The sequence below is a fragment of the Mycobacterium sp. NGS34 genome (assembly GCF_059812845.1).
Genome location: NZ_JCALDM010000001.1, coordinates 98,491 through 123,189 on the forward strand (window position 1 = coordinate 98,491; position 24,699 = coordinate 123,189).

Annotated in this window: 28 protein-coding genes, 3 tRNA genes and 1 pseudogene; 19 read left to right on the forward strand and 13 right to left on the reverse strand. The window is 68.6% G+C overall.

Annotated elements, in window-relative coordinates:
* Position 1: 1 nt before the first annotated feature.
* The 4 genes from AC5Y7V_RS00550 to AC5Y7V_RS00565 are packed head-to-tail and all read left to right on the forward strand — an operon-like array spanning position 2 to position 3,648.
* Positions 2-766, forward strand: a complete 765-nt coding sequence (locus tag AC5Y7V_RS00550) for an SDR family NAD(P)-dependent oxidoreductase (RefSeq protein WP_499878116.1) — start codon at positions 2-4, stop codon at positions 764-766.
* 20 nt (positions 767-786) lie between these two features.
* A complete protein-coding gene (locus AC5Y7V_RS00555; protein WP_499878117.1) occupies positions 787-2,070 on the forward strand; it encodes an acyl-CoA dehydrogenase family protein in 1,284 nt (427 codons plus the stop codon).
* Entirely contained in the window at positions 2,051-2,671 is a 621-nt protein-coding gene (locus tag AC5Y7V_RS00560) for a TetR/AcrR family transcriptional regulator (protein WP_499878118.1), read from the forward strand. The genes AC5Y7V_RS00555 and AC5Y7V_RS00560 overlap by 20 nt, the downstream gene beginning before the upstream one ends.
* Complete coding sequence (locus AC5Y7V_RS00565) at positions 2,671-3,648, forward strand: NADPH:quinone oxidoreductase family protein (RefSeq protein WP_499878119.1); 978 nt, start codon at positions 2,671-2,673, stop codon at positions 3,646-3,648. Before AC5Y7V_RS00560 ends, AC5Y7V_RS00565 begins: the two co-directional genes overlap by 1 nt.
* A 69-nt stretch (positions 3,649-3,717) precedes the next feature.
* Here AC5Y7V_RS00565 and AC5Y7V_RS00570 read toward each other — a convergent pair whose 3' ends face one another.
* Positions 3,718-5,592 (reverse strand): alkyl/aryl-sulfatase, encoded by a 1,875-nt coding sequence (locus AC5Y7V_RS00570; protein ID WP_499878120.1) that lies wholly within the window; start codon positions 5,590-5,592, stop codon positions 3,718-3,720.
* Between the two features lie 172 nt (positions 5,593-5,764).
* Between AC5Y7V_RS00570 and AC5Y7V_RS00575 the strand changes: the two genes are divergently transcribed.
* Positions 5,765-6,238, forward strand: coding sequence for a lipoprotein LpqH (locus AC5Y7V_RS00575; RefSeq protein ID WP_067154823.1), 474 nt, complete (start codon positions 5,765-5,767; stop codon positions 6,236-6,238).
* Here the strand turns inward: AC5Y7V_RS00575 and AC5Y7V_RS00580 are convergent.
* The 5 genes from AC5Y7V_RS00580 to AC5Y7V_RS00600 form a co-directional block, all read right to left on the reverse strand.
* The gene (locus AC5Y7V_RS00580; protein WP_499878121.1) at positions 6,235-7,749 is read right to left on the reverse strand and encodes a sensor histidine kinase; all 1,515 of its coding nucleotides are present in this window, start codon (positions 7,747-7,749) and stop codon (positions 6,235-6,237) included. The genes AC5Y7V_RS00575 and AC5Y7V_RS00580 overlap by 4 nt on opposite strands.
* On the reverse strand, positions 7,727-8,431 hold the full coding sequence (gene tcrX, locus AC5Y7V_RS00585; protein ID WP_499878882.1) for a two-component system response regulator TcrX: 705 nt from the start codon (positions 8,429-8,431) through the stop codon (positions 7,727-7,729). Before tcrX ends, AC5Y7V_RS00580 begins: the two co-directional genes overlap by 23 nt.
* Positions 8,432-8,580: 149 nt before the next feature.
* Positions 8,581-8,736, reverse strand: a complete 156-nt coding sequence (locus AC5Y7V_RS00590) for a hypothetical protein (RefSeq protein ID WP_499878122.1) — start codon at positions 8,734-8,736, stop codon at positions 8,581-8,583.
* A 45-nt stretch (positions 8,737-8,781) separates the two neighbouring features.
* Positions 8,782-9,027 carry a hypothetical protein gene (locus tag AC5Y7V_RS00595; protein WP_499878123.1) on the reverse strand — a complete coding sequence of 82 codons (246 nt, stop codon included), beginning with the start codon at positions 9,025-9,027 and terminating at the stop codon, positions 8,782-8,784.
* 50 nt (positions 9,028-9,077) lie between these two features.
* Positions 9,078-9,488, reverse strand: coding sequence for an MmcQ/YjbR family DNA-binding protein (locus AC5Y7V_RS00600; RefSeq protein WP_499878124.1), 411 nt, complete (start codon positions 9,486-9,488; stop codon positions 9,078-9,080).
* Positions 9,489-9,587: 99 nt separating this feature from the next.
* Between AC5Y7V_RS00600 and AC5Y7V_RS00605 the strand changes: the two genes are divergently transcribed.
* Positions 9,588-10,430 (forward strand): hypothetical protein, encoded by an 843-nt coding sequence (locus AC5Y7V_RS00605; RefSeq protein ID WP_499878125.1) that lies wholly within the window; start codon positions 9,588-9,590, stop codon positions 10,428-10,430.
* A 12-nt stretch (positions 10,431-10,442) separates the two neighbouring features.
* On the opposite strand, the gene AC5Y7V_RS00610 is transcribed toward AC5Y7V_RS00605, so the two are convergent.
* Entirely contained in the window at positions 10,443-11,387 is a 945-nt protein-coding gene (locus tag AC5Y7V_RS00610) for a class I SAM-dependent methyltransferase (RefSeq protein ID WP_499878126.1), read from the reverse strand.
* 103 nt (positions 11,388-11,490) lie between these two features.
* On the opposite strand from AC5Y7V_RS00610, the gene AC5Y7V_RS00615 reads away from it, so the two are divergent.
* The 5 genes from AC5Y7V_RS00615 to AC5Y7V_RS00635 are packed head-to-tail and all read left to right on the forward strand — an operon-like array spanning position 11,491 to position 14,652.
* Positions 11,491-11,838 carry a nuclear transport factor 2 family protein gene (locus AC5Y7V_RS00615; protein WP_499878127.1) on the forward strand — a complete coding sequence of 116 codons (348 nt, stop codon included), beginning with the start codon at positions 11,491-11,493 and terminating at the stop codon, positions 11,836-11,838.
* 39 nt (positions 11,839-11,877) lie between these two features.
* Positions 11,878-12,876, forward strand: coding sequence for a phosphotransferase family protein (locus AC5Y7V_RS00620; protein ID WP_499878883.1), 999 nt, complete (start codon positions 11,878-11,880; stop codon positions 12,874-12,876).
* 19 nt (positions 12,877-12,895) lie between these two features.
* Positions 12,896-13,417: a hypothetical protein gene (locus tag AC5Y7V_RS00625; RefSeq protein WP_499878128.1), complete on the forward strand. Its 522-nt coding sequence runs from the start codon at positions 12,896-12,898 to the stop codon at positions 13,415-13,417.
* A gap of 37 nt (positions 13,418-13,454) precedes the next feature.
* Positions 13,455-14,075, forward strand: a complete 621-nt coding sequence (locus tag AC5Y7V_RS00630) for an Rv1289 family protein (RefSeq protein WP_499878129.1) — start codon at positions 13,455-13,457, stop codon at positions 14,073-14,075.
* A 43-nt stretch (positions 14,076-14,118) separates the two neighbouring features.
* Positions 14,119-14,652, forward strand: coding sequence for a GNAT family N-acetyltransferase (locus tag AC5Y7V_RS00635; protein WP_499878130.1), 534 nt, complete (start codon positions 14,119-14,121; stop codon positions 14,650-14,652).
* 21 nt (positions 14,653-14,673) lie between these two features.
* Here the strand turns inward: AC5Y7V_RS00635 and AC5Y7V_RS00640 are convergent, their stop codons facing one another.
* The 3 genes from AC5Y7V_RS00640 to AC5Y7V_RS00650 form a co-directional block, all read right to left on the reverse strand.
* A complete protein-coding gene (locus tag AC5Y7V_RS00640) occupies positions 14,674-14,838 on the reverse strand; it encodes a hypothetical protein (RefSeq protein WP_499878131.1) in 165 nt (54 codons plus the stop codon).
* Positions 14,839-14,935: 97 nt separating this feature from the next.
* Positions 14,936-15,008, reverse strand: a tRNA-Arg gene (locus AC5Y7V_RS00645).
* A gap of 20 nt (positions 15,009-15,028) precedes the next feature.
* Positions 15,029-15,120, reverse strand: a tRNA-Ser gene (locus AC5Y7V_RS00650).
* A gap of 89 nt (positions 15,121-15,209) precedes the next feature.
* On the opposite strand from AC5Y7V_RS00650, the gene AC5Y7V_RS00655 reads away from it, so the two are divergent.
* Together AC5Y7V_RS00655 and AC5Y7V_RS00660 are read left to right on the forward strand one after the other, a co-directional pair.
* Positions 15,210-16,286, forward strand: a complete 1,077-nt coding sequence (locus AC5Y7V_RS00655) for an aromatic amino acid aminotransferase (protein WP_499878132.1) — start codon at positions 15,210-15,212, stop codon at positions 16,284-16,286.
* Positions 16,283-16,744, forward strand: a complete 462-nt coding sequence (locus AC5Y7V_RS00660; protein ID WP_499878133.1) for a DUF4334 domain-containing protein — start codon at positions 16,283-16,285, stop codon at positions 16,742-16,744. The genes AC5Y7V_RS00655 and AC5Y7V_RS00660 overlap by 4 nt, the downstream gene beginning before the upstream one ends.
* Positions 16,745-16,824: 80 nt before the next feature.
* Here AC5Y7V_RS00660 and AC5Y7V_RS00665 read toward each other — a convergent pair whose 3' ends face one another.
* Positions 16,825-17,409 (reverse strand): TIGR03086 family metal-binding protein, encoded by a 585-nt coding sequence (locus AC5Y7V_RS00665; protein ID WP_499878134.1) that lies wholly within the window; start codon positions 17,407-17,409, stop codon positions 16,825-16,827.
* Positions 17,410-17,432: 23 nt separating this feature from the next.
* On the opposite strand from AC5Y7V_RS00665, the gene AC5Y7V_RS00670 reads away from it, so the two are divergent.
* From AC5Y7V_RS00670 to AC5Y7V_RS00680, 3 genes and pseudogenes are all read left to right on the forward strand, one after another.
* A complete protein-coding gene (locus AC5Y7V_RS00670) occupies positions 17,433-18,257 on the forward strand; it encodes a crotonase/enoyl-CoA hydratase family protein (protein ID WP_499878135.1) in 825 nt (274 codons plus the stop codon).
* Positions 18,258-18,282: 25 nt separating this feature from the next.
* Complete coding sequence (lipE, locus tag AC5Y7V_RS00675) at positions 18,283-19,518, forward strand: lipase LipE (RefSeq protein ID WP_499878136.1); 1,236 nt, start codon at positions 18,283-18,285, stop codon at positions 19,516-19,518.
* 29 nt (positions 19,519-19,547) lie between these two features.
* A pseudogene (locus tag AC5Y7V_RS00680) lies at positions 19,548-19,673 on the forward strand (Rv2629 family ribosome hibernation factor); the annotation flags it as partial.
* Positions 19,674-19,682: 9 nt separating this feature from the next.
* Here AC5Y7V_RS00680 and AC5Y7V_RS00685 read toward each other — a convergent pair.
* Positions 19,683-19,769 (reverse strand) — tRNA-Ser (locus AC5Y7V_RS00685).
* Positions 19,770-19,806: 37 nt separating this feature from the next.
* Here AC5Y7V_RS00685 and AC5Y7V_RS00690 point away from each other — a divergent pair.
* Positions 19,807-20,775, forward strand: coding sequence for an NAD(P)H-quinone oxidoreductase (locus tag AC5Y7V_RS00690; protein ID WP_499878137.1), 969 nt, complete (start codon positions 19,807-19,809; stop codon positions 20,773-20,775).
* Between the two features lie 77 nt (positions 20,776-20,852).
* Here AC5Y7V_RS00690 and AC5Y7V_RS00695 read toward each other — a convergent pair whose 3' ends face one another.
* A complete protein-coding gene (locus AC5Y7V_RS00695; protein WP_499878138.1) occupies positions 20,853-22,049 on the reverse strand; it encodes a cysteine desulfurase-like protein in 1,197 nt (398 codons plus the stop codon).
* 122 nt (positions 22,050-22,171) lie between these two features.
* Here AC5Y7V_RS00695 and AC5Y7V_RS00700 point away from each other — a divergent pair, with 122 nt between their 5' ends.
* Both AC5Y7V_RS00700 and AC5Y7V_RS00705 read left to right on the forward strand, forming a co-directional pair.
* Entirely contained in the window at positions 22,172-24,142 is a 1,971-nt protein-coding gene (locus AC5Y7V_RS00700) for a DUF6541 family protein (protein ID WP_499878139.1), read from the forward strand.
* 94 nt (positions 24,143-24,236) lie between these two features.
* A complete protein-coding gene (locus tag AC5Y7V_RS00705; RefSeq protein ID WP_499878884.1) occupies positions 24,237-24,695 on the forward strand; it encodes a bacterial proteasome activator family protein in 459 nt (152 codons plus the stop codon).
* Positions 24,696-24,699 lie beyond the last annotated feature (4 nt).

The window sequence follows — 24,699 nt, forward strand, 5'->3', positions numbered from 1 at the left end:
AATGGGTTACACGGAGCAGCTTTTCGACCTCACCGATCGCGTGGTGCTCATCACCGGCGGCAGCCGCGGACTGGGACGCGAGATGGCGTTCGCCGTCGCCAACTGCGGCGCGGACGTGGTGATCGCCAGCCGCAACATGGACAACTGCGTGTCCACCGCCAAGGAGATCGAGGCCGAGACCGGCCGCTCCGCCATGCCCTATCAGGTGCACGTGGGGCGCTGGGACCAGCTCGACGGCCTGGTGGAGGCCACCTACGAGCGGTTCGGGAAGGTCGACGTGTTGATCAACAACGCGGGCATGTCGCCGCTGTACGACAAGCTGACCGACGTCACCGAGAAGCTCTTCGACGCGGTGCTCAACCTGAACCTCAAGGGCCCCTTCCGGTTATCGGCCTTGGTGGGCGAGCGGATGGTCGCGGCGGGGCGCGGGTCCATCATCAACGTGAGCACGGCCGGATCGTTGCGGCCGGCCCCGGACATCGTTCCCTACGCCTCGGCCAAGGCGGGGCTCAACGCCATGACCGAAGCGCTGGCGAAGGCGTTCGGGCCGGACGTGCGGGTCAACACCCTGATGGCGGGGCCGTTCCTGACGGACGTCAGCAAGGCGTGGAACCTCGAGGCGGCCGAGGGCAAGCCGTTCCGGCACCTGGCGTTGCAGCGCGCGGGTGATCCGCGCGAAATCGTCGGCGCTGCATTGTTTCTGGCGTCAGACGCCTCCAGTTTCACCACCGGTTCGATCCTGCGGGCCGACGGCGGAATCCCTTAAAAGCGAGTAGGAGCATTCGAATGTCTTGGGACTTTTCCACCGAACCGGAGTTCGAAAAGAAGCTGGACTGGATCCGCGAGTTCGTGCGCGAGGAGGTGGAACCCCTCGAGGTGCTGTTCCCCGGCTGCGAATTCCTGCCGCTCAACGACGAGCGGCGCCGCATCGTCGATCCGCTCAAGCAGCAGGTTCGCGACAATGGCCTGTGGGCACCGCACTTGGGGCCCGAACTCGGGGGGCAGGGGTTCGGCGCGGTCAAGCTCACGCTGATCAACGAGATCCTCGGCCGCAGCCCGTGGGCGCCGATCGTGTTCGGGACGCAGGCGCCCGACACGGGCAACGCGGAGATCATCGCCCGCTTCGGAACGCAGGACCAAAAGGACCGCTACCTGGCCGGGCTGCTGTCCGGGGAGATCTTTTCCTGCTTCTCGATGACCGAGCCGCAGGGCGGCGCGGACCCGCGGGTCTTCACCACCCGAGCGGTCCGCGACGGCGACGACTGGATCATCACCGGCCGAAAGTACTTCTCCTCCAACGCGTCCGTCGCCTCGTTCTTCATCGTCGTCGCGATCACCGACCCCGACGTGCCCGTCCACCAGGGCGCCTCCACGTTCCTGATCCCGGCCGGCACCCCGGGCCTGGACGTGGAGGCCAACCACCACCTCGTCGGCGCCGACCCGCACGAGCCCGGACATTCCCTGGTCCGCTACGACGGCGTGCGGGTGGGTTCCGACGCTTTGCTCGGCGAACCCGGTCAGGGCTTCCTGATCCTGCAGACCCGGCTGGCCGGCGGGCGGCTGCACCACGCGATGCGCTCGATCGGGATGGCGCAGCGCGCCGTCGACATGATGTCGCGGCGCGCGAAAAGCCGCTTCACCCAGGGCAGCTCGCTGGCCGACAAGCAGCTGGTGCAGGAGTTCGTCGCCGATTCCTATACGGAGCTCATCCCGTTCCGGCTCACAGTGCTGCACGCCGCGTGGCTGATCGACAACGGCGACGAGCGTGCCGCCCGCGCCGAGATCGCCGCCTGCAAGATCCTGGCGTCGCAGGTGCTGAAATCGATTGCTCTGCGGGCGATTCAGGTTCACGGCGCCATCGGCCTGACGGACCAGCTACCGCTGGTCAACGTGCTGCTCGGCGGGATCGCGCTCGGGCTGGCCGACGGGCCGACCGAGGCGCACAAGGTCAACCTGGCGCGGATGCTGCTCAAGGGCTACGAGGCCGAAGAGGGCGACTGGCCGAGCGAGATGCTGGACGTCCGGCGCGAGGCGGCCCGCGCCAAATACGGTGAGCTCGTTGACTTCTAGCCGGGTCACCGCGGCGGTCGAGCGCGCCCTGGACGACCGGCAGCGCGAGGCGACCGAGGAGGTCGAACGCATCCTGGCCGCGGCGGTGCGCGTGATGGAACGCGTAGCGCCCGAGGAGCCGCGGGTGAGCGACATCGTCGCCGAGGCCGGCTCGTCGAACAAGGCGTTCTACCGGTATTTCGCCGGCAAGGACGACCTCATCCTGGCGGTCATGGAACGCGGTGTGGCGATCGTTGTGTCCTACCTGCAGCACCAGATGGCCAAGGAATCCAAGCCGCAGGACCAGATCGCGCGCTGGATCGAGGGCACGCTGGCACAGGTCGCCGACCCGCAGCTGATCCGCAAGAGCCGCGCGGCCGCGGGCCAGATGTCACCCGCCAACTGGCGTGCCGTCGACCAGGAAATGATGGGCCCCCTGCGGGACCTGCTGGTCGACCCCGTCACCGAGCTGGGCAGCGCCGACGTCGACCGCGACGTTGAGGCGGTGTTCTGTTGCACGGCGGCGACCATGCGGCGATACGTGGGTTCGGCCGACCGGCCGGGTCGCGAGGACATCGCACACGTCGTCCAGTTCTGCTTGCGCGGCTTGGGGATCGAGTGATGCGCGCCGCCGTGTGCCGTTCCTATGGCACACCGGAGGATTTGGTCATCGACGACGTCCCCGATCCCGTTCCCGGTCCCGGCCAGCTGGTGGTTCGGGTGCACGCCGCGGCGGTCAACTTCCCCGACGTGCTGTTGATCGCCGGCAAATATCAGGTCAAGATTCCGGTGCCGTTCGTCCCGGGCAGCGAGCTGGCCGGTGAGGTGCTGGCGGTCGGCGACGGCAGCCCGTTTCGCCCGGGTCAGCGGGTCTGCGCGACCACCCCGACGGGTGCGTTCGCCGAGCAGGCGCTGCTCGACTCGGCATCGGCCGCGCTGATCCCCGACGGCGCCGACTTCGCGTCGGCCGCGGCGTTCGGCGTCACCTACCGCACCGCCTATCACGCGCTGCGCTCGATTGCCGAAGTGGCGCAGGGTGATTGGGTGGTCGTACTGGGCGCCGCCGGGGGCGTGGGGCTGGCGGCCGTCGACCTGGCGGTGGCCATGGGGGCGCGGGTGCTGGCCGCGGCGTCCAGCCCCGAAAAGCTCGAGCTGTGCCGGCAGCGCGGCGCCGAGGCCATCGTCGACTACGACCGGGAAGACCTCAAGACGCGCATCCGCGAGCTCACCGGCGACGCCGCCCGCGTGGTCCTCGACCCCGTGGGCGGACCGTATGCGGAGCCCGCGCTGCGTGGCCTGGCTCGCGGCGGCACCTTCATCACCCTCGGCTACGCCTCGGGCACCATCCCGGCCATCCCGCTGAACCTGGTCCTGCTCAAGGGGATCACCGTGCGCGGCATGGAGATCCGCACCTTCATGAGCGACCGGCCCGACGACGCGGCGCGCGACATGCGGGAGCTGGCGGAGATGTTCGCCGCCGGCACGATCCGGCCCTACATCGGGGCGCGATTCCCCCTGTCCGAAACCGCGGCCGCGCTGCGGCATGTGGCCGAGCGCAAGGTGCTCGGCAAGGTAGTCATCGACGTGGCCGCGCCATAGCGCGAGCAGACGCAAACGCCCCCAATTCCACCCTTTTTCGGGGGTTTTTGCGTCTGCTCGCGGTAGGAACTAGGGCGTGACGATGTTGAAGGCCGGGTCGGGTTGGTCGAGCGCACCGAGGAAGGCCTGCAGCGCCGCCTGATCACCGGAGACGTCCAGCCCGGGCGAGGAAAAATCGCCCGTCGCCGCGGCAAGCAGCCGTAACTTGCTGGCCGCCTTGACCGTAACGGTCGCCGTCGCCGGATCGGCCGCCACCCGGCGGTACACGAGCACGCCGTTGCGCAGGGCCAGCCGGTAGTTGACACCCGCGTCAGCGAAGCTGATGTCGAGGGCGATGTCGAGGTCCCAGCTGCGCGGGCCGTTGACGGCGATGGCGAGGCTGTCGAAGATCTGCTCCGGCGTCAGCTGGGAAAGCATTGTCGGAGAAGCGACTTGGACAGAGGTGCCGAAGTTGCCGTCGCGCAGCTCGGCGGCCCCGCTCAGGAAGAAGTTGCGCCACGTGGCGTTCTCCGCACCGTAGGCCAGTTGTTCCAGCGTGTCGGAGTACAGCGCGCGGGCGGCCGCGTTTTCGCTGTCGGTGAAGACGGCGTGATCGAGCAGCGTTGCCGCCCAACGGAAATCACCGGCATCGAACGCCGCCTGGGCGAGCTCGACGACGCGGTCGATGCCGCCCATCGCGTCGACGTAGCGGGGGGCGATCGCCGCCGGCGGATGGGGCCACAGCCGCCCGGGGTTGCCGTCGAACCAGCCCATGTAGCGCTGGTAGACGGCCTTGACATTGTGGCTGACCGAGCCGTAGTACCCGTGGGTGTGCCACGCCCGCTCCAGGGCGGGCGGCATCCGAAACGCCTCGGCGATCTCGGCGCCGGTGTGGCCCTGGTTGAGCAGCCGCAGCGTCTGGTCGTGCAGGTAGGCGTACAGATCGCGTTGCAGCGAAAGGAATTCGACGATGGCCTCCCGGCCCCAGGTGGGCCAGTGGTGGGAGGCGAACACCACGTCGGCGCGATCGGCGAAGGTGTCGATGGCCTCGGTGAGGTAACCCGACCAGGCATGCGGGTCACGCACCAGCGCGCCACGCAGGGTCAACAGGTTGTGCAGGTTGTGGGTGGCGTTCTCGGCCATGCACAGCGCGCGGAACCGCGGGAAATAGAAATGCATTTCGGCCGGCGCCTCGGTGCCGGGCGCCATCTGGAACTCGATCTCCACGCCGTCGATGGTGTGCTTCTCGCCGGTCTCGCGGATGTCGAGGGTCGGCACGATGATGCCGATCTCGCCGGTGGACGCGGCCTGACCCAGCCCGCAACCCACGTGGCCCCGCGGTCCGCGCTCCAGCATGGAGCCGTACATGTAGGTCGCGCGGCGCGTCATCGCCGGGCCCGCATAGACGTTCTCCTGAACGGCGTGCGCGGTGAAGCCCTCCGGCGCCAGTACCGCGACCGAACCGCTGTCCACGTCGGCCTGCGAGGTGACGCCCAGGACGCCGCCGAAGTGATCGACGTGGCTGTGGGTGTAGATCACCGCGACGACGGGACGGTCCCCGCCGCGGTGGGTGCGATACAGCGCCAGCGCCGCCGCGGCGACCTCGGTGGAGATCAGCGGGTCGATGACGATGACGCCCGTGTCGCCCTCGACGAAGGTGACGTTCGAGATGTCCAGGCCGCGGACCTGGTAGATGCCGGGCACCACCTCGTAGAGGCCTTGCTTGGCGGCCAGGGTCGACTGGCGCCACAGGCTCGGGTGCACCGACGTCGGCGCGTCACCCCCGAGGAAGGAGTAGGCGTCGTTGTCCCACACCACGCGGCCGTCCGCCGCCTTGATGACGCACGGGGACAGGGCCGCGATGAAGCCGCGATCGGCGTTCTCGAAGTCCCTCGTGTCCTCAAACGGCAGGGCATGTTCGCGATGGGCCGACTCGATGACGGCGGCCGGGGGCTTGTGGTCCACGGCAACACAGTGCCATCAATGCGCCCTTCGGAGGAAGGACGCGGGCGGAGCTGGCGGGTTAACCGAAGCGAAACAATTTCGCCCAACCTCTTTTCTGCGGCTCGGCAAACCCGCATACTGCCTTGACGGTTCTTAATGTGGAGAGCCGCAACGATCGGGCAAAGGAGAACAGGTGAAGCGTGGACTGACTGTCGCGGTGGCCGGAGCGGCGATTTTGGCCGCGGGCATTTCCGGGTGTTCGAGCAACAAGTCGAGCACGAGCGGTAGTGCGAACGGCACGTCGGTTGCGGTTGCCACCCCGGGAAGCGGCGCGGCGGCGCCGACGGTGACCATCGACGGCAAGAACCAGAACGTGACCGGCTCCGTCGTGTGCACGACGGTCGGCGGCAACACCACCATCGCGGTCGGTGGAGCGGCGACCGGCATCTCCGTCGTACTCGCCGGTGACAACACGGTGAAGTCCGTCGGGCTCGGCAACGTCAACGGCGTGACTCTCGCGTACGCGCAGGGTTCCGGCCAGGGCAACGCCTCGGCGACCAAGAACGGCAACAGCTACAAGGTCACCGGCACCGCGACCGGGGTCGACATGGCCAACCCGATGCAACCGGTGAACAAGCCGTTCGAAATCGACGTGACTTGCTCCTAACTGAGTGATGCGGGCGGTTGCCACCCGTTGAGTGGCAACCGCACCGTGAACTCGGTGTGACCGGGTGCGCTGTCGACCGTGATGGTCCCGTTGTGCGCCTTGACGACCGCGGACGCGATCGCCAATCCCAGCCCGGTGCTGCCGCCTTTGCGCGAGCGTGAGGAATCGCCGCGGGCGAACCGCTCGAACACCTCGGACTGCAACCCCGCCGGAATGCCGGGGCCGTTGTCGATGACCTGCAACACGGTCTGCGTCGGCTCGCTGCTCAATCGGGTCGTCACGACGGTGCCGGGCGCGGTGTGGACGCGCGCGTTGGCCAGCAGGTTCGTCAGCACCTGCTGCAGGCGCGCCGCGTCACCGGTGACGACCACCGGCTCCTCGGGCAGGTCCAGCTCCCACTGATGCTCCGGCCCGGCGACGTGCGCGTCGCTGACGGCGTCCACCGCCAGGTGCGACAGGTCCACCGGTTGCCGCTCCAGCGGCCGCCCGGAGTCCAGGCGGGCGAGCAACAGCAGGTCCTCGACGAGGCGGGTGATCCGCTCGGTCTCGGAAGCCACCCGGCTCATCGCGTGCGCGACCGCTTCGCGGTCGTCTCCCATGCGCTGGGTGAGCTCGGTGTAACCGCGGATCGCGGCCAGCGGCGTGCGCAGTTCGTGGCTGGCGTCGGCGACGAACTGGCGAACCCGGGTCTCGCTGGCCTGCCGCGCCGACAGCGCGGCCGCGATGTGGTCGAGCATCCGGTTCAGCGCCGAGCCCAACTGCCCCACCTCGGTGGCGGGGTTCGCGTCGGACTCGGCCACCCGCACCGGCAACTCGACCTCGCCGCGGTCCAACGGGAGTTCGACCACCTCGCTTGCGGTTTGCGCGACGCGGCGCAGCGGGGCCAGCGCCCGCCGGATGATGACGACGCCGGCGCTGGTCGCCGCGACCAGCGCGATCACCGTGACGATCCCGAGGATGACCAGCATCCGGATCATGGTGGCGTCGATGTTCGACATCGACAGGCCGGTGACGATGACGTCCCCGCCGCTGCGGCTCGGGGCGGCCACGACGCGGTACCGACCGAGTCCGTCGAGGTCGAGCGTCACCGCCCTGCGGCTGCCGGCGATGTGTTCCAGTTGCGTCTGCGCGGCCGGGGTCAACGCGGCCCGCGCGCCGTCACTGGTCAGGTATCCGGCGTCGACGATCTTGCCGTCGGTGATCACCGCGGCGACCATGCCGGCCGGCTGGCCCGGGGCATCCAGGAACCGCGGGCCGGGGCCCGGCCGCGGATAGAAATGCGACTCGTGTCGCCAGCCCGGGCGTTTCGGTTCGGGGTACATCAGCGCCGAGCGGTACGAAGTTCCGGCGAGTTGCCCGTCGAGCTGCGCGACGAGGTGGTGCAGCAGCGCCAGTTCGGTCGCCGCGGTGATGCCGATGCACACAAGGGCGAGCACGACGATCTGGCCGACCAGCAGCCGGAGCCGAAGTGACCAGACCCGCCGCGTCCTAGCGGGCGGGCTTGAGGACATAGCCCGCGCCGCGCAGCGTGTGGATCATGGGTTCACGACCGTTGTCGATCTTTTTGCGCAGGTAGGAAATGTAGAGCTCGACGATGTTCGATCGCCCGCCGAAGTCGTAACTCCACACCCGGTCCAGGATCTGGGCCTTGCTCAGCACCCGCTTGGAGTTGCGCATCATGAACCGCAGCAGCTCGAACTCGGTGGAGGTCAACGAGATTGGTTCTCCCGCGCGGCTCACCTCGTGGCTGTCCTCGTCCAGCACCAGGTCGCCGACCACCAGCTGCGCCCCGCTGTCGACGGTGGTCACCCCGGTGCGACGAAGAAGCGCCCGCAGCCGCAGCACCACCTCTTCGATGCTGAAGGGTTTGGTCACGTAGTCGTCGCCGCCCGCGGTCAGGCCCGCGATGCGGTCTTCCACCGCGTCCTTGGCCGTCAGCAGCAGCACCGGCAGCTGCGGGTTGTCCTCGCGCAGTTTGTGCAGCACGTCCAGGCCACTCATGTCGGGGAGCATCACGTCGAGGACGACCACGTCGGGCCGCTGGGCCCGGGCCGCCGCGATGGCCGATGATCCGTCGCCCGCGGTGGAGATCGTCCAGCCCTCGTATCGCAGGGCCATGGACACCATTTCGGCCAACACCGCTTCGTCGTCGACGACGAGCACATTGATCGGGTTGCCGTCCGCGCGGCACATGACAACCCGCTCTACCGAGGCTCGGGACTGCGTCACAGGTTCCAGTATCCGCGCCCGACTGAGCCGACGCTATGCCGTTCCTTTGTGTGGGCTGTGAAAAGATCGCGTGACTGGCGAGCAGTCACGCGATCCGGCCTCCCGGGGATTGCCTAGTACCAATACCGCCTGCCGGCGACCGGCCGGCCGACGGACCCAAGGATCCACAACACCGCGCCGATGACGAGCACGACGATGCCGATCTCCCATAGCAGCGGGAGACTGAAGACAAACCCGAGAATGAGTAGCACTATGCCGAGGATGATCATGACGGTTTCCTTTTGTGAGGGGTCTACGTTATTTGCTGGCCGCTTCTAGACCACTGCTAGACCGCTGGGCATTGAACTGGGCTGCGGCACATGGCAATCCTTGACTTTTGGATTGACGCCCGCGTAATTCAGGGGACCGGCGATAACCGTCAACGCGATGTTTCCCGCGGTGACGCAATTCGTTGCGCCGCCCTTGAAGTAGTCGCGCTGAAAAGCCGCGAAGACTCCGATGAGCAACCAGATCAGGACAACCGCGCCGATCACTCCGCGACCACCCATTGTGACCTCCATTGTGTCGAGAAAAATTCTCGTGGAGGTAGCTTTACCCGTTGGACGTGCGTCTAAACGTGGTCCGCGAGCCAGGCCTCGGCGCGTCTCTTTGAAGCCCGCGAAAGCCACGCGTCCTGAATCAGCTCCGCCAGTTCGGTCCTGGTGATCTCGGCCAATCGGCCGGCCCGCACCAGCACCGAGGGATGTCCGTCGAAATGGCTCGTGGTGAAGAACGGTGACGCGGGATCCTGGACGAGGGCGAGCTTGTCGCTTTCCGACTCCACCCAGAGCATGATCACGTCGGCATAGCGTTCGCCGGTGTCCGGGTCGGTCGCGTCGGGCTGCGGAGTGCGGAAGAACACGAACGACTTTCCGCCCACCTGGTAGATGGAGTTGCCCTTCGGGCCCTCCATGCGCTTGACGTGTGGCATCGACGTGGCGATCCGATGCACGTCGCTCACCCGGGCCGGCCGATCAGCCATAACCGCGAGGTTACCGCGATGGGTAGCATGGCGAGTGGGGTTGCGGTGAAGGGGGATTGAGATGGGTTGCTCCAGGCAGAGCTCCCGAGGCGCGCCGCCGTGACCGACACCCTGTTCGCCGACGTCTCGGAATTCCAAGTGCCCGTGGATGATTCCTATCCGTACCGGGTGCTTTCCATCCGCGTCTGCGACGGTACCTATCGAGATCACAACTTCGCGGCCAACTACGCATGGCTGCGCGACGCGTTGGACAGCGGGCGCCTGACGTTCGGGATCGTGTACACCTACGTGCGGCCCGATTGGCTGGACAATGCCGACACCGTGCGCTCGATGATCGATGCCGCCGGCGGATTGCACCCACGGGTCGCGCTCATGCTCGACGTCGAAGCGGGTGGCAACCCGCCCGGCGACGGCTCGAGCTGGATCAACAGCCTGTACTGGAACCTGGCCGACTACGCCGGCTCGCCCGCGCGGATCATCGGATACGCCAACGCTTATGACTTCTACAACATGTGGCGGACGCGGCCCGCGGGCCTGCGCGTCATCGGCGCCGGCTATGGCTCCAACCCGAACCTGCCGGGCCAGGTCGCGCACCAGTACACCGACGGCACGGGCTTCAGCCCCAACCTGCCGCAGGGGTGTCCACCGTTCGGTCAGTGCGATATGAACTCGGCCGACGGGCTGACACCGCAAGAATTCGCCGCCGCGTGCGGCATCGGTACGAACGGAGGATGGTTGATGGCGCTCACCGACGACGAACAGGCCGAGCTGCTGAGCAAGGTCCGCGATATCTGGGACCAGCTGCGGGGGCCGGGCGGCGGTGGCTGGCCGCAGCTTGGTCAGAACAGCCAGGGCCAGGACCTGACACCGGTCGACGCGATCGCGGCGATCAAGCAAGATGTGGAAGGCCTGCAGGCCGCGAAACGGGTTACCGCCCAATAGGGTTCGTTGCGCTCAATCCGCTCGCCGCTGCGCCGACACGTACAGGGTCGGCGGCATCGCGTTTTCGGTGCCCTGCGGAATGCTGCGGTCGTAGTGCGCCATCAGCTCCGCGAAGGTCGCCGTCGTGACGTCCCAGCCGTGCTCGCTCAGCCAGCCGTCGACGGGCGTGCGCTCCTCGGCGTACCAGAGGTCGTCGAAGTCGGTGATCTCGGTGTCGACCAGCCGCGCGGCCGCGGCGCGCATGCGCTGCATGTCCTCGCGCTGCCGCCGAACGAGCTCGGGGTCGGTGAAGCCCGAGCCCGGCACGTTGGAAGCGAGCCAACTACCCGGCGCACTGAGCTCATGGATGCGCTCGAACAGCAGGTCCTGCGCCTGCGCCGGCAGATACCGCACCAGGCCTTCGGCCGACCAGACCGCCGGCCGCGACGCGTCGAACCCGGCCTCCTGCAACGCCTTTGGCCAGTCCTGGCGCAGGTCGATCGCCACGTTGACCAGCTCCGCGTTCGGCTGCGCGCCGTGTTCGCGCAGCGTCTTGGATTTGAATTCCAGCACCTTGGGCTGGTCCAGCTCGTAGACGACGGTGCCGTCGGGCCACGGCAGCCGCCAGGTGCGGGCGTCCAGGCCGGCGGCCAGGATCACCACCTGGCGAACGCCAGCGTCGGCGGCGCCCAGGAAGAATTCGTCGAAAAACGCTGTGCGCGTGGCCATGAAGTCGATCATCAGCTGGATTCGGCTCCGCACCTCCGGTTCCAGGTCGACCGCCTTGGCCAGCAGCTTGGGGTCGGCGTAGATGCTCCACATTCCCTCGCCCGCCGCGTCGACGAACACCCGCGCGAACGGGTCGTTGATGAGCGGGTTCTCGCTCGCGGTCTCGGCGGCCCGCGCCGCGGCGACACCCAGCGCGGTGGCTCCCACGCTTTGGGTGATGTCCCAGGAATCGTTGTCGGTGCGCGGCATCGCGGTTTCCCTCCCAAGCCCGAAGTTCGTTAGTTGTCCACACTATTGTTCCAGGCATCCGGCGGCGGCGGGCGCGAGCCGCCGGTGACCTACGCTTCATCCCATGACCCGTACGCCGCAGGAGATATTCGCCCACCATGGGCAGGCGCTCGGCGCGGGCGACCTGGACGAGATCGTCGCCGACTACACCGAGGATTCCGTGTTCATCACCCCGGCCGGCGTCGCGCGCGGCAAGGACGGCGTCCGCGGGGCCTTCGCGAAATTGCTCGACGACCTGCCCGACGCGGCGTGGGACCTGAAGACCCAGGTCTTCGAGGGTGACGTGCTGTTCCTGGAGTGGGCGGCCGATTCGCCGCTCAACCGGGTCGAGGACGGCGTCGACACCTTCGTGTTCCGCGACGGGATGATCTGGGCGCAGACCGTTCGCTACACCCCGCGGCCCAAGGGCTGAAACGTGGAGCCTGTCGACCTCGATGCCGTGGCGAAATGGATGTCCGGGCAGGGGCTTGGTGAGGGTCCGCTCGAGGACGTCACCACCCTCACCGGCGGAACCCAGAACGTCATGCTGCGATTCACCCGGGCCGGACGCCCCTACGTGCTGCGCCGCGGACCGCGGCACCTGCGAACCCGCAGCAACAGCGTGATCCTGCGCGAGACGAAAGTCCTTGCGGCGCTGGCCGGCTCCGACGTGCCGCACCCGCACCTGATCGCCACCTGCGACGACACCAGCGTCCTCGGCGACGCCGTGTTCTACCTGATGGAGCCGGTCGACGGGTTCAACGCCGGCGAGGGGCTGCCGCCCTTGCACGCGGGTGACGCGAGCGTGCGGTTCGGCATGGGCCTATCGATGGCCGACGCGCTGGCGAGGCTCGGCGCCGTCGACCACGTCGCCGTCGGCCTCGCCGACTTCGGCAAGCCGGACGGCTTCCTGGAACGTCAGGTGCCGCGGTGGCTTTCCGAGCTGGAGTCCTACAGCGAGTACGACGGCTATCCCGGGCCCGACATCCCGGGCATCGAGGAAGTGTCCACGTGGCTGGAGCGCCGCCGACCCACCAGCTGGACCCCCGGCATCATGCACGGCGACTACCACGCCGCCAACGTCATGTTTTCCCGCACCGGACCCGACGTGGTCGCCATCGTCGACTGGGAGATGTGCACGATCGGTGACCCGCTGCTCGACCTGGGCTGGCTGCTGGCGACCTGGCGCCAGCCCGACGGGTCCAGCGTGTTCAGCCACGCCCTGGGCGGACAGGACGGGCTGGCCAGCACCGACGACCTGTTCCAGCGGTACGCCGCCAACACCACCCGCGACCTGTCGAACATCGCCTGGTACACGGTGCTGGCCTGCTTCAAGCTCGGCATCGTCATCGAGGGCACGCTGGCGCGGGCGTGCGCGGGCAAGGCCGAAAAAGAGGTCGGCGACCAACTCCACGCCGCGACCGTGCACCTGTTCGAGCGGGCGCTGACGCTTATCGGCGGCGAATCCTGACGCACTAACATCTCCCTTCGTGCCGCCCTACCCCGAGAATCCCGACTTCTACTCCGAGCCGACCCAGGCCGCCTACGGCGGTTACTACGACGAGCCGGCGTCCCAGCCGCCCGAGCCCCCGACACCGTGGTATCGCCGCCCGGCGGCGCTGGTCGCGGCCGGTGCTCTCGGGGTGATCGTGCTCGGCCTCGCGGCGTACGCGGTGGTCAAGCTGGTCGCCGGATCGCCGTCGCCGGCTCCGACCACCACGACGACACCCGCTCCGACCACCACGAGCGCTCCGGCGGTGACCACCACCACCGAGCCGCCGCACCACCACGGGGGCGGCGGCGCGCCGACGCAGACCGTCACCGAGACCGCCCCGCCGCCGAGCACGGACACGGGAACCCCGAGTACCGACACGGGCACCCCGAGCACCGACACCCCGACGACGACGGTCCCGCCGAGCACGGTCACCGTGTCCCCGAGCACCGAAACCAGCACGGTGACCCAGACCGTGACCATCCCGCCGCGCCGGCTGCCTTTCCAACCGCGCCCATAACCAGGACACCTTGGGGCCCGGCGGTTAGCCTCCAAGCGTGGACGTCGGGGATTCGGTCAGGCGCTCGCTCGACCACTGGGAACATCGCGAGTGGGACACCGCGATGCTGCACGCCTGCAACGCGGTCGATGGAACCTCGAAGAAGCGCTACCCGCAGGAGGGCGTCGCGACCCGGTTCAAGCGCACGGTCCGGGACTCGCTGGACATCTTCCAGATAATGGCGGCACCGGGGATCGACTTCGAGCAGAGCCGCTTTCCCGTCGCGGTGAAGTCGGATATGCCCGACGGCCGCCCCGACATCGCCGACGTCCTGTACGGCGTGCACCGCTGGAGCCACGGCCACGAGGACGAACTGCCCGAGGGATTCGAACTGACCCCGCACGGGCCACGCCCCGCGGGAGTGCAGATCTGGCGCACCGGCAAGATCCAGCTGCCCGCCGCGACGGCGATCGGCCTGCTGGCGGTCGCGGTGTTCTCACCCGAGAACAAGGGCGAGGCCATCCCCGACGGCTACCAGCTCAGCTGGTACCAATACGTCTTTCACATCGGCATGTGGTGGGGTTGGCAGGACCACTTCCGCGAGATCATCGCCACCGCCCAGATCCCCCGGACGACTCTCGACTTCGCCGAGTCCTGGGACGACTGGTCGCCCGTTTAAAGCCGAAGCCGCCCTGCGGCTTTGACGATGGAAGACTGCTGGCATGCAATCGATCGTGCGTCCGGCTTCCGCTGAGGACGCGGCCGCGTGCGTTGCGATTTACCGCCCGTACGTTCTGGACACGGCGATCAGCTGGGAACTCGAAGTCCCGGCCGTGGCCGAGATGGCCGCGCGGATCACGTCGGCCCACGAATGGCTGGTCCTCGAACGCGACGATCGGATCATCGGCTTCGCCTACGGGCACACCCTCAATCGCATGCCGACCTACCGATGGTCGACCGAGACCGGGCTCTACGTGCACCCGGACCATCACCGCACCGGCGGCGGCCGCGCGCTCTACACGCGGCTACTGCAGCGGCTCGCCGAGCGCGGCTACCGGCAGGCCTTCGCCGGCATCACGCAACCCAACGAGGCCAGCAACGGCTTCCATCGATCCTTCGGGTTCGAGGAGGTCGGGCTGTACCGGCGCGTCGAATGGAAACACGGCCGCTGGCACGACGTGGCATGGATGCAACTGGACCTGGTCGGCTCGGATGATCCTGCCGCGCAGCAAGCGCCGCCCGGCCCGATCAAGTGAGCCGGAGCGCCCGTCTGTTGGTTAAGGGCTAGCGGCCGCCGGCGCCGCCGCCGAGGCGGCCGCCCGCGCCACCGCCAACACGACCTCCGGCACCGCCGCCGAGGCGGCCACCCGCGCCACCGCCAACACGACCTCCGGCACCGCCACCCACGCGACCGCCGGCACCGCCACCAATTGTCTGTCCAAAGCTGCTCGTGATCATGCGCCGGAGGTTATCGCCGAATGTTGGCGGCCACAACCAACTCCGGCTGAACGGTTCGGCTACATCCACCGCTGTGCTGAGCGCGCCCGAAGGGATTCGAACCCCCAACCTTCTGATCCGTAGTCAGATGCTCTATCCGTTGAGCTACGGGCGCCTGTCTTCAGTTGTCTTGCGTGGCGGAGGCGAGAGGATTTGAACCTCCGGTCCCCTTTGAGGGGGACAACTCATTAGCAGTGAGCCCCATTCGGCCGCTCTGGCACGCCTCCATCGGACTTCCTGAGGGTACCCGAACCCCTTCAGCCGTCCCCGAACCGCCGGAGGCATAGCGTACACAGCGCCGACATATGCTGTCGAAGTGACCGCCCGCCTGCGCCCCGAGCTGGCGGGACTTCCCGTCTACGTTCCCGGCAAGACGGTGCCGGGATCGATCAAACTCGCCAGCAACGAGACGGTGCACGGCCCGCTGCCGAGCGTCCGCGCGGCGATCGAACGGGCCACCGACAACATTCACCGCTATCCCGACAGCGCCAACCTTGCGCTCAAGGCGGCGCTGGCCAAGCACCTCAGCTCGGCGAGCTCCGCGGACTTCGCGCCCGAGCAGGTCGCGGTCAGCTGCGGCTCGGTGAGCCTGTGCCAGCAGGTCATCCAAATCACCGCCGCCGCGGGCGACGAGGTGGTGATGGGGTGGCACAGCTTCGAGCTTTACCCGCCCATGACTCAGGTGGCCGGCGCCGTCGCCGTCAAGGTGCCCCTGACCGACCACACCTTCGATCTGTACGCGATGCTCGCCGCGGTGACCGACCGCACCCGGCTGATCTTCGTGTGCAACCCCAACAACCCGACGTCGACGGTCGTCGACCCGGACGCGCTGGCCCGTTTCGTCGAGGCGGTGCCGCCGCACATCCTGATCGCCATCGACGAGGCCTACGTCGAGTACATCCGCGACGGCATGCTGCCCGACAGCCTGCAGCTGGCCCGCACCCGCAGCAACGTCGTTGTGCTGCGGACCTTTTCGAAGGCCTACGGGCTGGCGGGCCTTCGCGTCGGCTACGCCGTCGGGCACCCCGACCTGATCACGGCGCTGGACCAGGTCTATGTGCCGTTCGCGGTGACGAGCGTCTCGCAGGCCGCCGCCATCGCCTCGCTGGACGCCGCCGACGAGCTGCTCGCCCGCACCGACGCCGTGGTCGCCGAGCGGGCCCGCGTCAGCGCCGGCCTGCGCGACGCCGGGTTCGCCCTGCCACCGTCGCAAGCCAACTTCGTCTGGCTGCCCCTTGGCACGCGCACCCAGGACTTTGTGGCGCGGGCCGCCGAGGCGCGCATCGTGGTCCGCCCGTTCGCCCCGGACGGCGTGCGAGTCACCATCGGGGCGCCGGAGGAAAACGACGCGCTGCTGCGGTTTGCCCACGACTGGATAAAGGAGAACCAATGAGCCTGGCCCGCAAGAAGTTCACCGAATTCAAGGAACGCGCCGGCGAAATCGCCGACGCCGAGCTCGACGACTTCTGGGCGACCCTGCCCCCGGCGACCATCGACGAGATGATGGGCGAGTGGAAGGGCGGCGAGTTCGTCACCGGCCACAAGATGAACGGCCAGCTGGAAAAGGCCGGCTGGTTCGGCAAAAGCTTCAAGTCGGCCGCCGACGTGCAGCCCCTGGTGTGCCTCGACGCCGACGGGAACAAGTTCTCCAACAAGGAGATGGGCAAGGGCGAGGCCAGCCTGTGGCTGGAGGAATTCCGCGGCGAGGTCACCGCGACCATGGTCTACGACGGCCAGCCCGTGCACGACCACTTCAAGAGGATCGACGACGACGCCGTGATGGGCATCATGAACGGCAAGCGCGTGCTGGACGGCGGCCGGTACTACTACTTCTACCTCGAGCGGGTATAGCCCACGCGCGAACGTGCGGCTGGCCGCACGCTCGTCGTCCAGTGTGCGGCTGGCCGCACGCTCGGCGATGCGGCGCGCGGCTAGCCGGCCGGGTTGCGGCCCGTAAACGCGATCAGCTGCTCGAGGGCGCCGGCGTCGGTGGGCAGGTCGACGGGCTCGTCGAAACCGGCGCGGCTGCGTTGCTCCGGGCGGATGATCTGGTGCGCCAGGCCCAGGACGTATTCGGCCAACGGCTCCGGGGCGTCGACGTCGTGTCCCACGGCCTTGGCGTAATCCCAGGCGTGCACGAGGAATTCGAGCGACAGGATGCCGCAGGCGCCCCTGGCCGGCATCTCGCCCTTGCCGAACGGCACGGTGCCGTCGAGGCCGTGGCGATGCCACGCGTCCAGGGCGGGGCGGGCCGCGGCGATGATCTGCCGCTCCACCGAATCGCTTTCGTCGCGCTCGGGAATGTCCGCGCCGACCATGCCCCCGAGCCCCTTGATCGAGTTCAGCAGGTGCTCGGTCAGCCCCGTCACGTCGAACTCGCGGCACGGCGTGCGCCGGGTCAGGTCGTCGGTCGCGATGGGATGCAGGACGCGCTGCAACACGCCCAGCGTGTCCTCGGCGCTGTGCAGCTCGTCGGTGGGCGGGGAATGAGGTCCGGGTCGCAAGTCAGGAGCCATATTTGCCACGCTACGGTCTCGCTATGGGCGAAAGATACGAATCCGTCACGATCGAAACCAAGGACCACGTCGCACAGGTGACGCTGATCGGGCCGGGCAAGGGCAACGCGATGGGGCCGGCATTCTGGTCGGAGATGCCGGCCGTGTTCGCGGGGCTCGACGCCGACCGCGACGTGCGGGCCATCGTCATCACCGGATCGGGCAAGAACTTCAGCTACGGCCTGGACGTGCCCGCGATGGGCGGCATGTTCGCCCCGCTGATGGCCGAGGGGGCGACGGCCCGCCCCCGCACCGACTTCCACGCCGAGATCCTGCGGATGCAGAAGGCGATCAACGCCGTCGCCGACTGCCGCACCCCGACCATCGCCTCGGTCCAGGGCTGGTGCATCGGCGGCGCCGTCGACCTGATCTCCGCGGTCGACATCCGCTACGCCAGCGCCGACGCCAAGTTCTCGGTGCGGGAGGTCAAGCTGGCGATCGTCGCGGACATGGGCAGCCTGGCCCGGCTGCCGCTGATCCTGGGCGACGGCCACCTGCGCGAACTGGCGCTGACGGGTCGGGACATCGACGCGGCCCGCGCCGAGAAGATCGGGTTGGTCAACGACGTGTTGGCCGACGCCGACGCGACGCTTGCGGCCGCGCACGCGACGGCCGCGGAGATCGCCGCCAATCCCCCGCTGGCCGTCTACGGCGTCAAGGACGTCCTCGACCAGCAACGCACCTCCGCCATCTCGGAGAACCTGCGCTACGTCGCGACCTGGAACGCGGCGTTCCTGCCGTCGAAGGACCTGACCGAAGGCATTTCCGCCACGTTCGCCAAGCGTCCGCCGCAGTTCACCGGGGAATAGCGCGCGCTTGGCTACTCTCGCTGAAGTGACACCCGACGGAAAAATCCGCCTCCCGGCCGACCTGGACTCCGTGACGGCCGTCGGCGCCGAGGACCACTCCGAGATCGACAGCGCCGCCGTCGAGCGGATCTGGCGGGCCGCGCGGCACTGGTATGCGGGCGGCATGCACCCGGCGATCCAGGTGTGCATCCGCCAGCACGGGCGCGTCGTGCTCAACCGCGCGATCGGGCACGGCTGGGGCAATGCGCCCACCGATCCGCCCGACGCCGAGAAGATCCCCGTCACCACGGACACGCCGTACTGCGTGTACTCGGCGGCCAAGGGCATCACCGCGACAGTCGTGCACATGCTCGCCGAGCGCGGAGTCTTCTCGCTGGACGACCGGGTCTGCGAATACCTGCCCACCTTCACCAGCCACGGCAAGGACCGCATCACGATCCGGCACGTGATGACCCACAGCGCCGGCCTGCCCTTCCCCACCGGGCCCCGGCCGGATGTCAAACGCGCCGACGACCACGAGTACGCGCAACAGAAGCTCGGCGAACTGCGGCCCCTTTACCGCCCCGGGCTGGTGCACATGTATCACGCGCTGACGTGGGGCCCGCTGATGCGCGAGATCGTCTACGCGGCCACCGGCAAGGAGATTCGCGAAATCCTCGCCACCGAGATCCTCGACCCGCTGGGCTTCCGGTGGACCAACTTCGGCGTCGCCAAACAAGACGTTCCGCTGGTCGCGCCGAGTCACCCCACCGGGCGCACCCTGCCGCCGGTGGTCGCGCAGATCTTCCGCAAGGCGATCGGTGGAACCGTGCACGAGATCATCCCGTACACGAACACGCCCCGGTTCCTGACCACGATCGTCCCGTCGTCCAACACCGTTTCGACCGCCGACGAGCTGTCCCGGTTCGCCGAAATCTGGCGCCGCGGAGGAGAACTCGACGGCGTGCGGGTGATGAGCCCGGAGACGATGCGGGGCGCGGCCGCCGAATGCCGGCGCCTGCGACCGGATTTCGCGATCGGGCTGATGCCGGCCCGCTGGGGCACCGGATTCATCCTGGGAACGAAGCGGTTCGGGCCGTTCGGCCGGGGCGCGACGGCCGCGTTCGGTCACCTCGGGCTCACCAACATCGCCATCTGGGCCGACCCGGAGCGCGACATGGCCGCCGGCGTGATCAGCAGCGGCAAGCCCGGTCGCGACCCGGAGGTTCGCCGTTACACGGCGCTGATGGACACCATCGCCGCGGAGATTCGCGCCGGTTGAGGGCGCGCGGCGATGGGAACACCTTGATCGTGCTGTCGGAACAGGGCGCCGCTCCCGCCAAAACCCTGCGCGCCGACGAGGCGCTGCCCATGTTCGCGGTTTCGGTCGGGGCGTCGCTGGTGCGCACCGACGAACGGATCGCCCCGGCCGACGGCACTGACCGGCGGTGGCGGAGGGATTTGAACCCCCGGACGGTTTTAGCCGTCTCTCGCTTTCAAGGCGAGTGCATTAGGCCGCTCTGCCACGCCACCGCTGCTAAGGGTAACCGGCACTAGTAACGTCGCCGTCATGCGCGCGATTGTCGCCGAATCCCCCGATCAACTGTCCTGGCAAGAGGTGCCCGACGCGACCGCCGGACCCGGCGAGGTGCTGATCAAGGTCGCCGCGGCCGGCGTCAACCGCGCCGACGTCCTGCAGGCCGCCGGCAAGTACCCGCCACCGCCGGGGGCCAGCGAAATCATCGGCATGGAGGTGTCCGGCGTCGTTGCCGATGCGGGCGAAGGCGTCACGAATTGGGCTGCGGGACAAGAGGTTTGCGCGCTGCTCGCCGGAGGCGGCTACGCCGAATACGTCGCCGTGCCCGCCGGCCAGGTGATGCCCGTCCCCGACGGGGTGGACCTGGTGGACGCCGCCGGCCTGCCGGAGGTGGCGTGCACGGTGTGGTCGAACCTGGTGATGGTCGCGCACCTGGGCAAGGGGCAGCTGCTGCTGATGCACGGCGGGGCCAGCGGCATCGGCACCCACGCGATCCAGGTCGCGCGTGCGATGGGCGTCCGGGTGGCCGTCACCGCCGGGTCGGCGGAGAAGCTCGAGTTCTGCCGCGAGCTGGGCGCCGAGATCACGATCAACTACCGCGATGAGGACTTCGTCGCGCGCCTGCAGGAAAACGGCGGGGCCGACGTGATTTTCGACATCATGGGCGCCGCCTACCTGGACCGCAACATCGACGCCCTGGCCACCGACGGGCAGCTGGTCATCATCGGCATGCAGGGCGGGATCAAGGGCGAGCTCAACATCGCCAAGCTGTTGATGAAGCGGGCGCGGGTGATCGGCACCACGCTGCGGGCCCGGCCGGTCACCGGACCGAACAGCAAGACCGAGATCGTGCAGGCGGTCACCGCGTCGGTGTGGCCGATGATCGCCGAGGGCCGAGTGCGCCCGATCATCGGCGCCCGCATGCCCATCCAGCGGGCCGGTGAGGCGCATCATGACCTGGTGGCCGGCAAGGTGACCGGAAAGATCGTGCTGACCGTCTAGCCGTCGGCTCGCGAACCTAACCGGGCTGCGATTTTGGGCCTGAATTTTCGCAGTGTGGTTAGGCTCGCGGCGAAAGCTCAGCCCAGCGACGCCAGCGCGCGCACCAGCTGGTCGACCTCGGCCGTCGTCGAGTAGTGCGCCAGGCCGACGGTGACGGCGCCGCCCACGTCGTTGACGCCCAGCACGTCCAGCGCGCGGGAGCTCTCGTTCGAGATGGCCAGGATGCCGTTGTCCGCCAGGCGCTGCACCACGCGCTCGGCGGGCACGTCCTGCAGGGCGAAGCTGACCACCGGGATCCGCGCCTCGGGCCGACCGATCACCATCACCAGCGGCAGCGACCGCAACGACACCATCAGGTAGTCGAAGACCCGGTTCAGGTACGCGGTGGCCGACTGCGTCGACACCGACAGGCGTTCGCGCCGGCTGCCGCGGGCCGACTCGTCGAGCGACGCGAGGTACTCGATGCTGGCGACCAACCCGGCCAGCAGGCCGAACTGATGCGCGCCGACCTCGAGGCGCGCCGGGCCGGTGGCCTGTGGATCGGAAGACACCGCGCTGAACGAGTTGATCAGCGCGGGATCGCGGAACACCATCGCGCCGATCGGGGGACCGCCCCACGCCAGCGCGTTAACCGCGACGATGTCCGCGTCGGTCTCCTTGACGTCGAGCAGCCGGTAGGGCGCGGCCGCGGAATGGTCGACCACCACCAGCCCGCCCACCTCGTGCACCAGCTTCGTCATCGCCCGCAGATCGGTGACCGTACCCAGCGTCGCCGACGCCGACGCGACGGCGACCAGCCGCGTCGACTTTCCGATCAGGCTCTCCCACTGCCACGTCGGCAGCTCGCCGGTCTCGATGTCGATCTCGGCCCATTTCACCTTGGCGCCGTAGCGGTGCGCCGCGCGCAGCCACGGGGCGATGTTGGCCTCGTCGTCGAGCCGGCTGACGATCACCTCGTAGCCCAACCCAGCCCGCGACGACGACGCCTCGGCCAGCGACGACAACAGGATGGCCCGATCGGCGCCGAGCACGACGCCCGCCGGGTCGGCGTTGAACAGGTCGGCGACGGCCGCGCGCGCGGCCTCCAGCACGGCGGCGCTGCGCCGCGCCGACGGGTGCGCCCCGACGGTGGTGGTGCCGGACCGGCGAAACGCCGTCGACACCGTCGTCGCCACCGAATCCGGGATGAGCATGCCGACCGGCGCGTCGAAGTGCACCCACCCGTCACCCAGCGACGGATGCAGTCCGCGCACCCGGGCGACGTCGTAAGCCATGACAGCCACCTTAAGGCTTCCGCAATTTCGCGAAAATTGTGACGGTAGCGGGTGCCCCTTCGGCAATCCAAGCCGGACGGTGGCTTGGCGAGCCGAATCACCCGGGCAGCCATACTAGTCCAGTGGGCCTTTGGACCGGAACGCTGATCGCACTGTTCTTGCTGATCGCACCGGGTGTGATCGTCGCGCGCATCACCCAGCTGACGTGGCCGGTGGCCATTGCGGTTGGCCCTGCGCTGACGTACGGCGTTGTGGCGCTGGCGATTATCCCCCTCGGTGCGCTCGGGATCCCGTGGAACGGCTGGACCGCGCTCGCCGCGCTGGCGGTGGTGTGCGTGGTGGCGACGGGCTTGCAGCTGGGGCTCGCCCGGTACCGCGACACCGAGGCGGAGGCGCGCGGGGTCAGTCGCTGGCCCGCGGTGACGGTGGCCGCGGGTGTGCTGCTGGGCGCGGCGCTGATCATGTGGGCGGGCTATCGCGGCCTCACGCACTGGCAGTCCATCCCGAGCACCTGGGACGCGGTCTGGCACGCCAACGAGGTCCGGTTCATCCTCGACACCGGCCAGGCGTCGTCGACGCACATGGGCGAGCTCCGCAACGTCGAGACCCACCAGCCGCTGTACTACCCGTCGGTGTTCCACGCCCTGGCGGCCGTCTACTGCCAGCTCACCGGCGCGGCGCCCACCACCGGCTACACCGTGAACTCGTTGGCCGCGTCTGTCTGGCTGTTCCCGTCCAGCGCCGCCACCCTCACCTGGTTCCTGCTGCGCCCCATCAGCAGCCAGTGGCGCGCGGCCAGCGTGTCGGCCACCGCCGCCGCGCTGTCGGCGTCGTTCACGTCGGTGCCCTATGTCGAGTTCGGCGTCGCGGCGATGCCCAACCTGGCCGCCTACGGCGTCGCGATCCCGACGTTCGTGCTGATCGCCTCGACGTTGCGGCACCGCGACCGCATCCCGGCGGCCGTGCTGGCGCTGGTCGGGGTCCTGTCGGTGCACCTGACCGGGGGGTTCATCGTCATCCTGTTCCTCGGGGCCTGGTGGCTCCTGGACGCACTGTGGCACCCGGTGCGCGGGCGCCTCGCCGACGCGCTGACCCTGGCCGCCGTGGCCGTGCCCACCGCCGCGATCCTGGCGCCGCAATTCCTCGGCGTGCTGCGGCAGGCCGACATCATCGCCGGGCACGCGTTCCCCAGCTTCAAGAGCGTGAAGCAGGGCGTCATCGACGCGCTGCTGCTGCACACCCGCCACCTCAACGACTTCCCGACCCAATACAGCCTGGTCGTGCTGGCGGCCATCGGCATGGGGATCCTGCTGTACAAGCGGATCTGGTGGCCGCCGGCCGTCTGGGTGGTGCTGACCGTGGCGACCATCTACTCCGGCGCGCCGTTCCGAAATCCCCTGGGCCGCGCCATCGAGGAGTTCAGCCAGTTCTTCTACAACGATCCGCGCCGCCTGTCGGCGGTGGTGACCATGCTGGTGACACCGATGGCGGGGATCGCGCTCTTCGCGATCGTGGTGGGGGCAGTCGCCCTGGCCAAGCGGCTCACCGACCGGTTCACCCGGCTGCCCGCCCCGGTCTGGACCGCGGCCACGGCGGTCCTGCTGGTGGCGGCCGTCCTGGTCTCAGGCCGGCAATACCTCTACCGGCACCTGGTGTTGTTCGGCGACAAGTACGACTCGGTGATCATCGACCAGCGAGACCTCATGGCGATGGCCTACCTGGCCAAGCTGCCCGGTGCCCGCGACACCCTGATCGGCAACTCCAACGTCGACGGCACCGCGTGGATGTACGCGGTGGCCGACCTGCACCCGTTGTGGACCCACTACGACTTCCCACAGCAGACCGGTCCGGGCTACTACCGCTACATCTTCTGGATCTCCGCGCGTAAGGGCGATTCCGACCCGAAGGTCGCCGAGGCGATTAAGGCGCTCAATATCAGGTACATCCTGACCAGCGCGCCCAACGTCAGAGGGTTTGCCACACCCGAAGGGCTAGTGTCTCTGGATAGGTCGAAGTCGTGGACCATGATCTACGACAATGGCGGGGCTCGAATCTACGAGTGGCGCGACGACGCCGCGGCGCCGCACCCTTAGACGCGCAAGAGGATGGTGAACGGATTTGACTAACGGCAACGACGGCCCGGACGCCGACGGCATCGAGGTGATCGGCGGCGTCGACCCGCGGATCATGGCGCTCCGCGAGGCCGATGACGACTCCGACGAGCGCTCCCTGACGGACCTGGTCGAGCAGCCCGCCAAGGTGATGCGGATCGGGACGATGATCAAGCAACTGCTCGAGGAGGTGCGCGCCGCGCCGCTGGACGAGGCCAGCCGCAACCGGCTGCGTGAGATCCACGCCAAGAGCATCCGGGAACTCGAGGAAGGCCTGGCGCCGGAACTGCGAGAGGAACTCGATCGGCTCACCCTGCCGTTCAGCGAGGACGCCGCGCCGTCGGACGCCGAGTTGCGCATCGCCCAGGCGCAGCTGGTCGGGTGGTTGGAGGGGCTGTTCCACGGCATCCAGACCGCGCTGTTCGCCCAGCAGATGGCCGCCCGCGCGCAACTGGAGCAGATGCGCCAGGGGGCACTCCCCCCGGGTATCAGGTCGGGCCACGGCCCGGGTTCGGGCACCGGGCAATACCTGTAAGCAC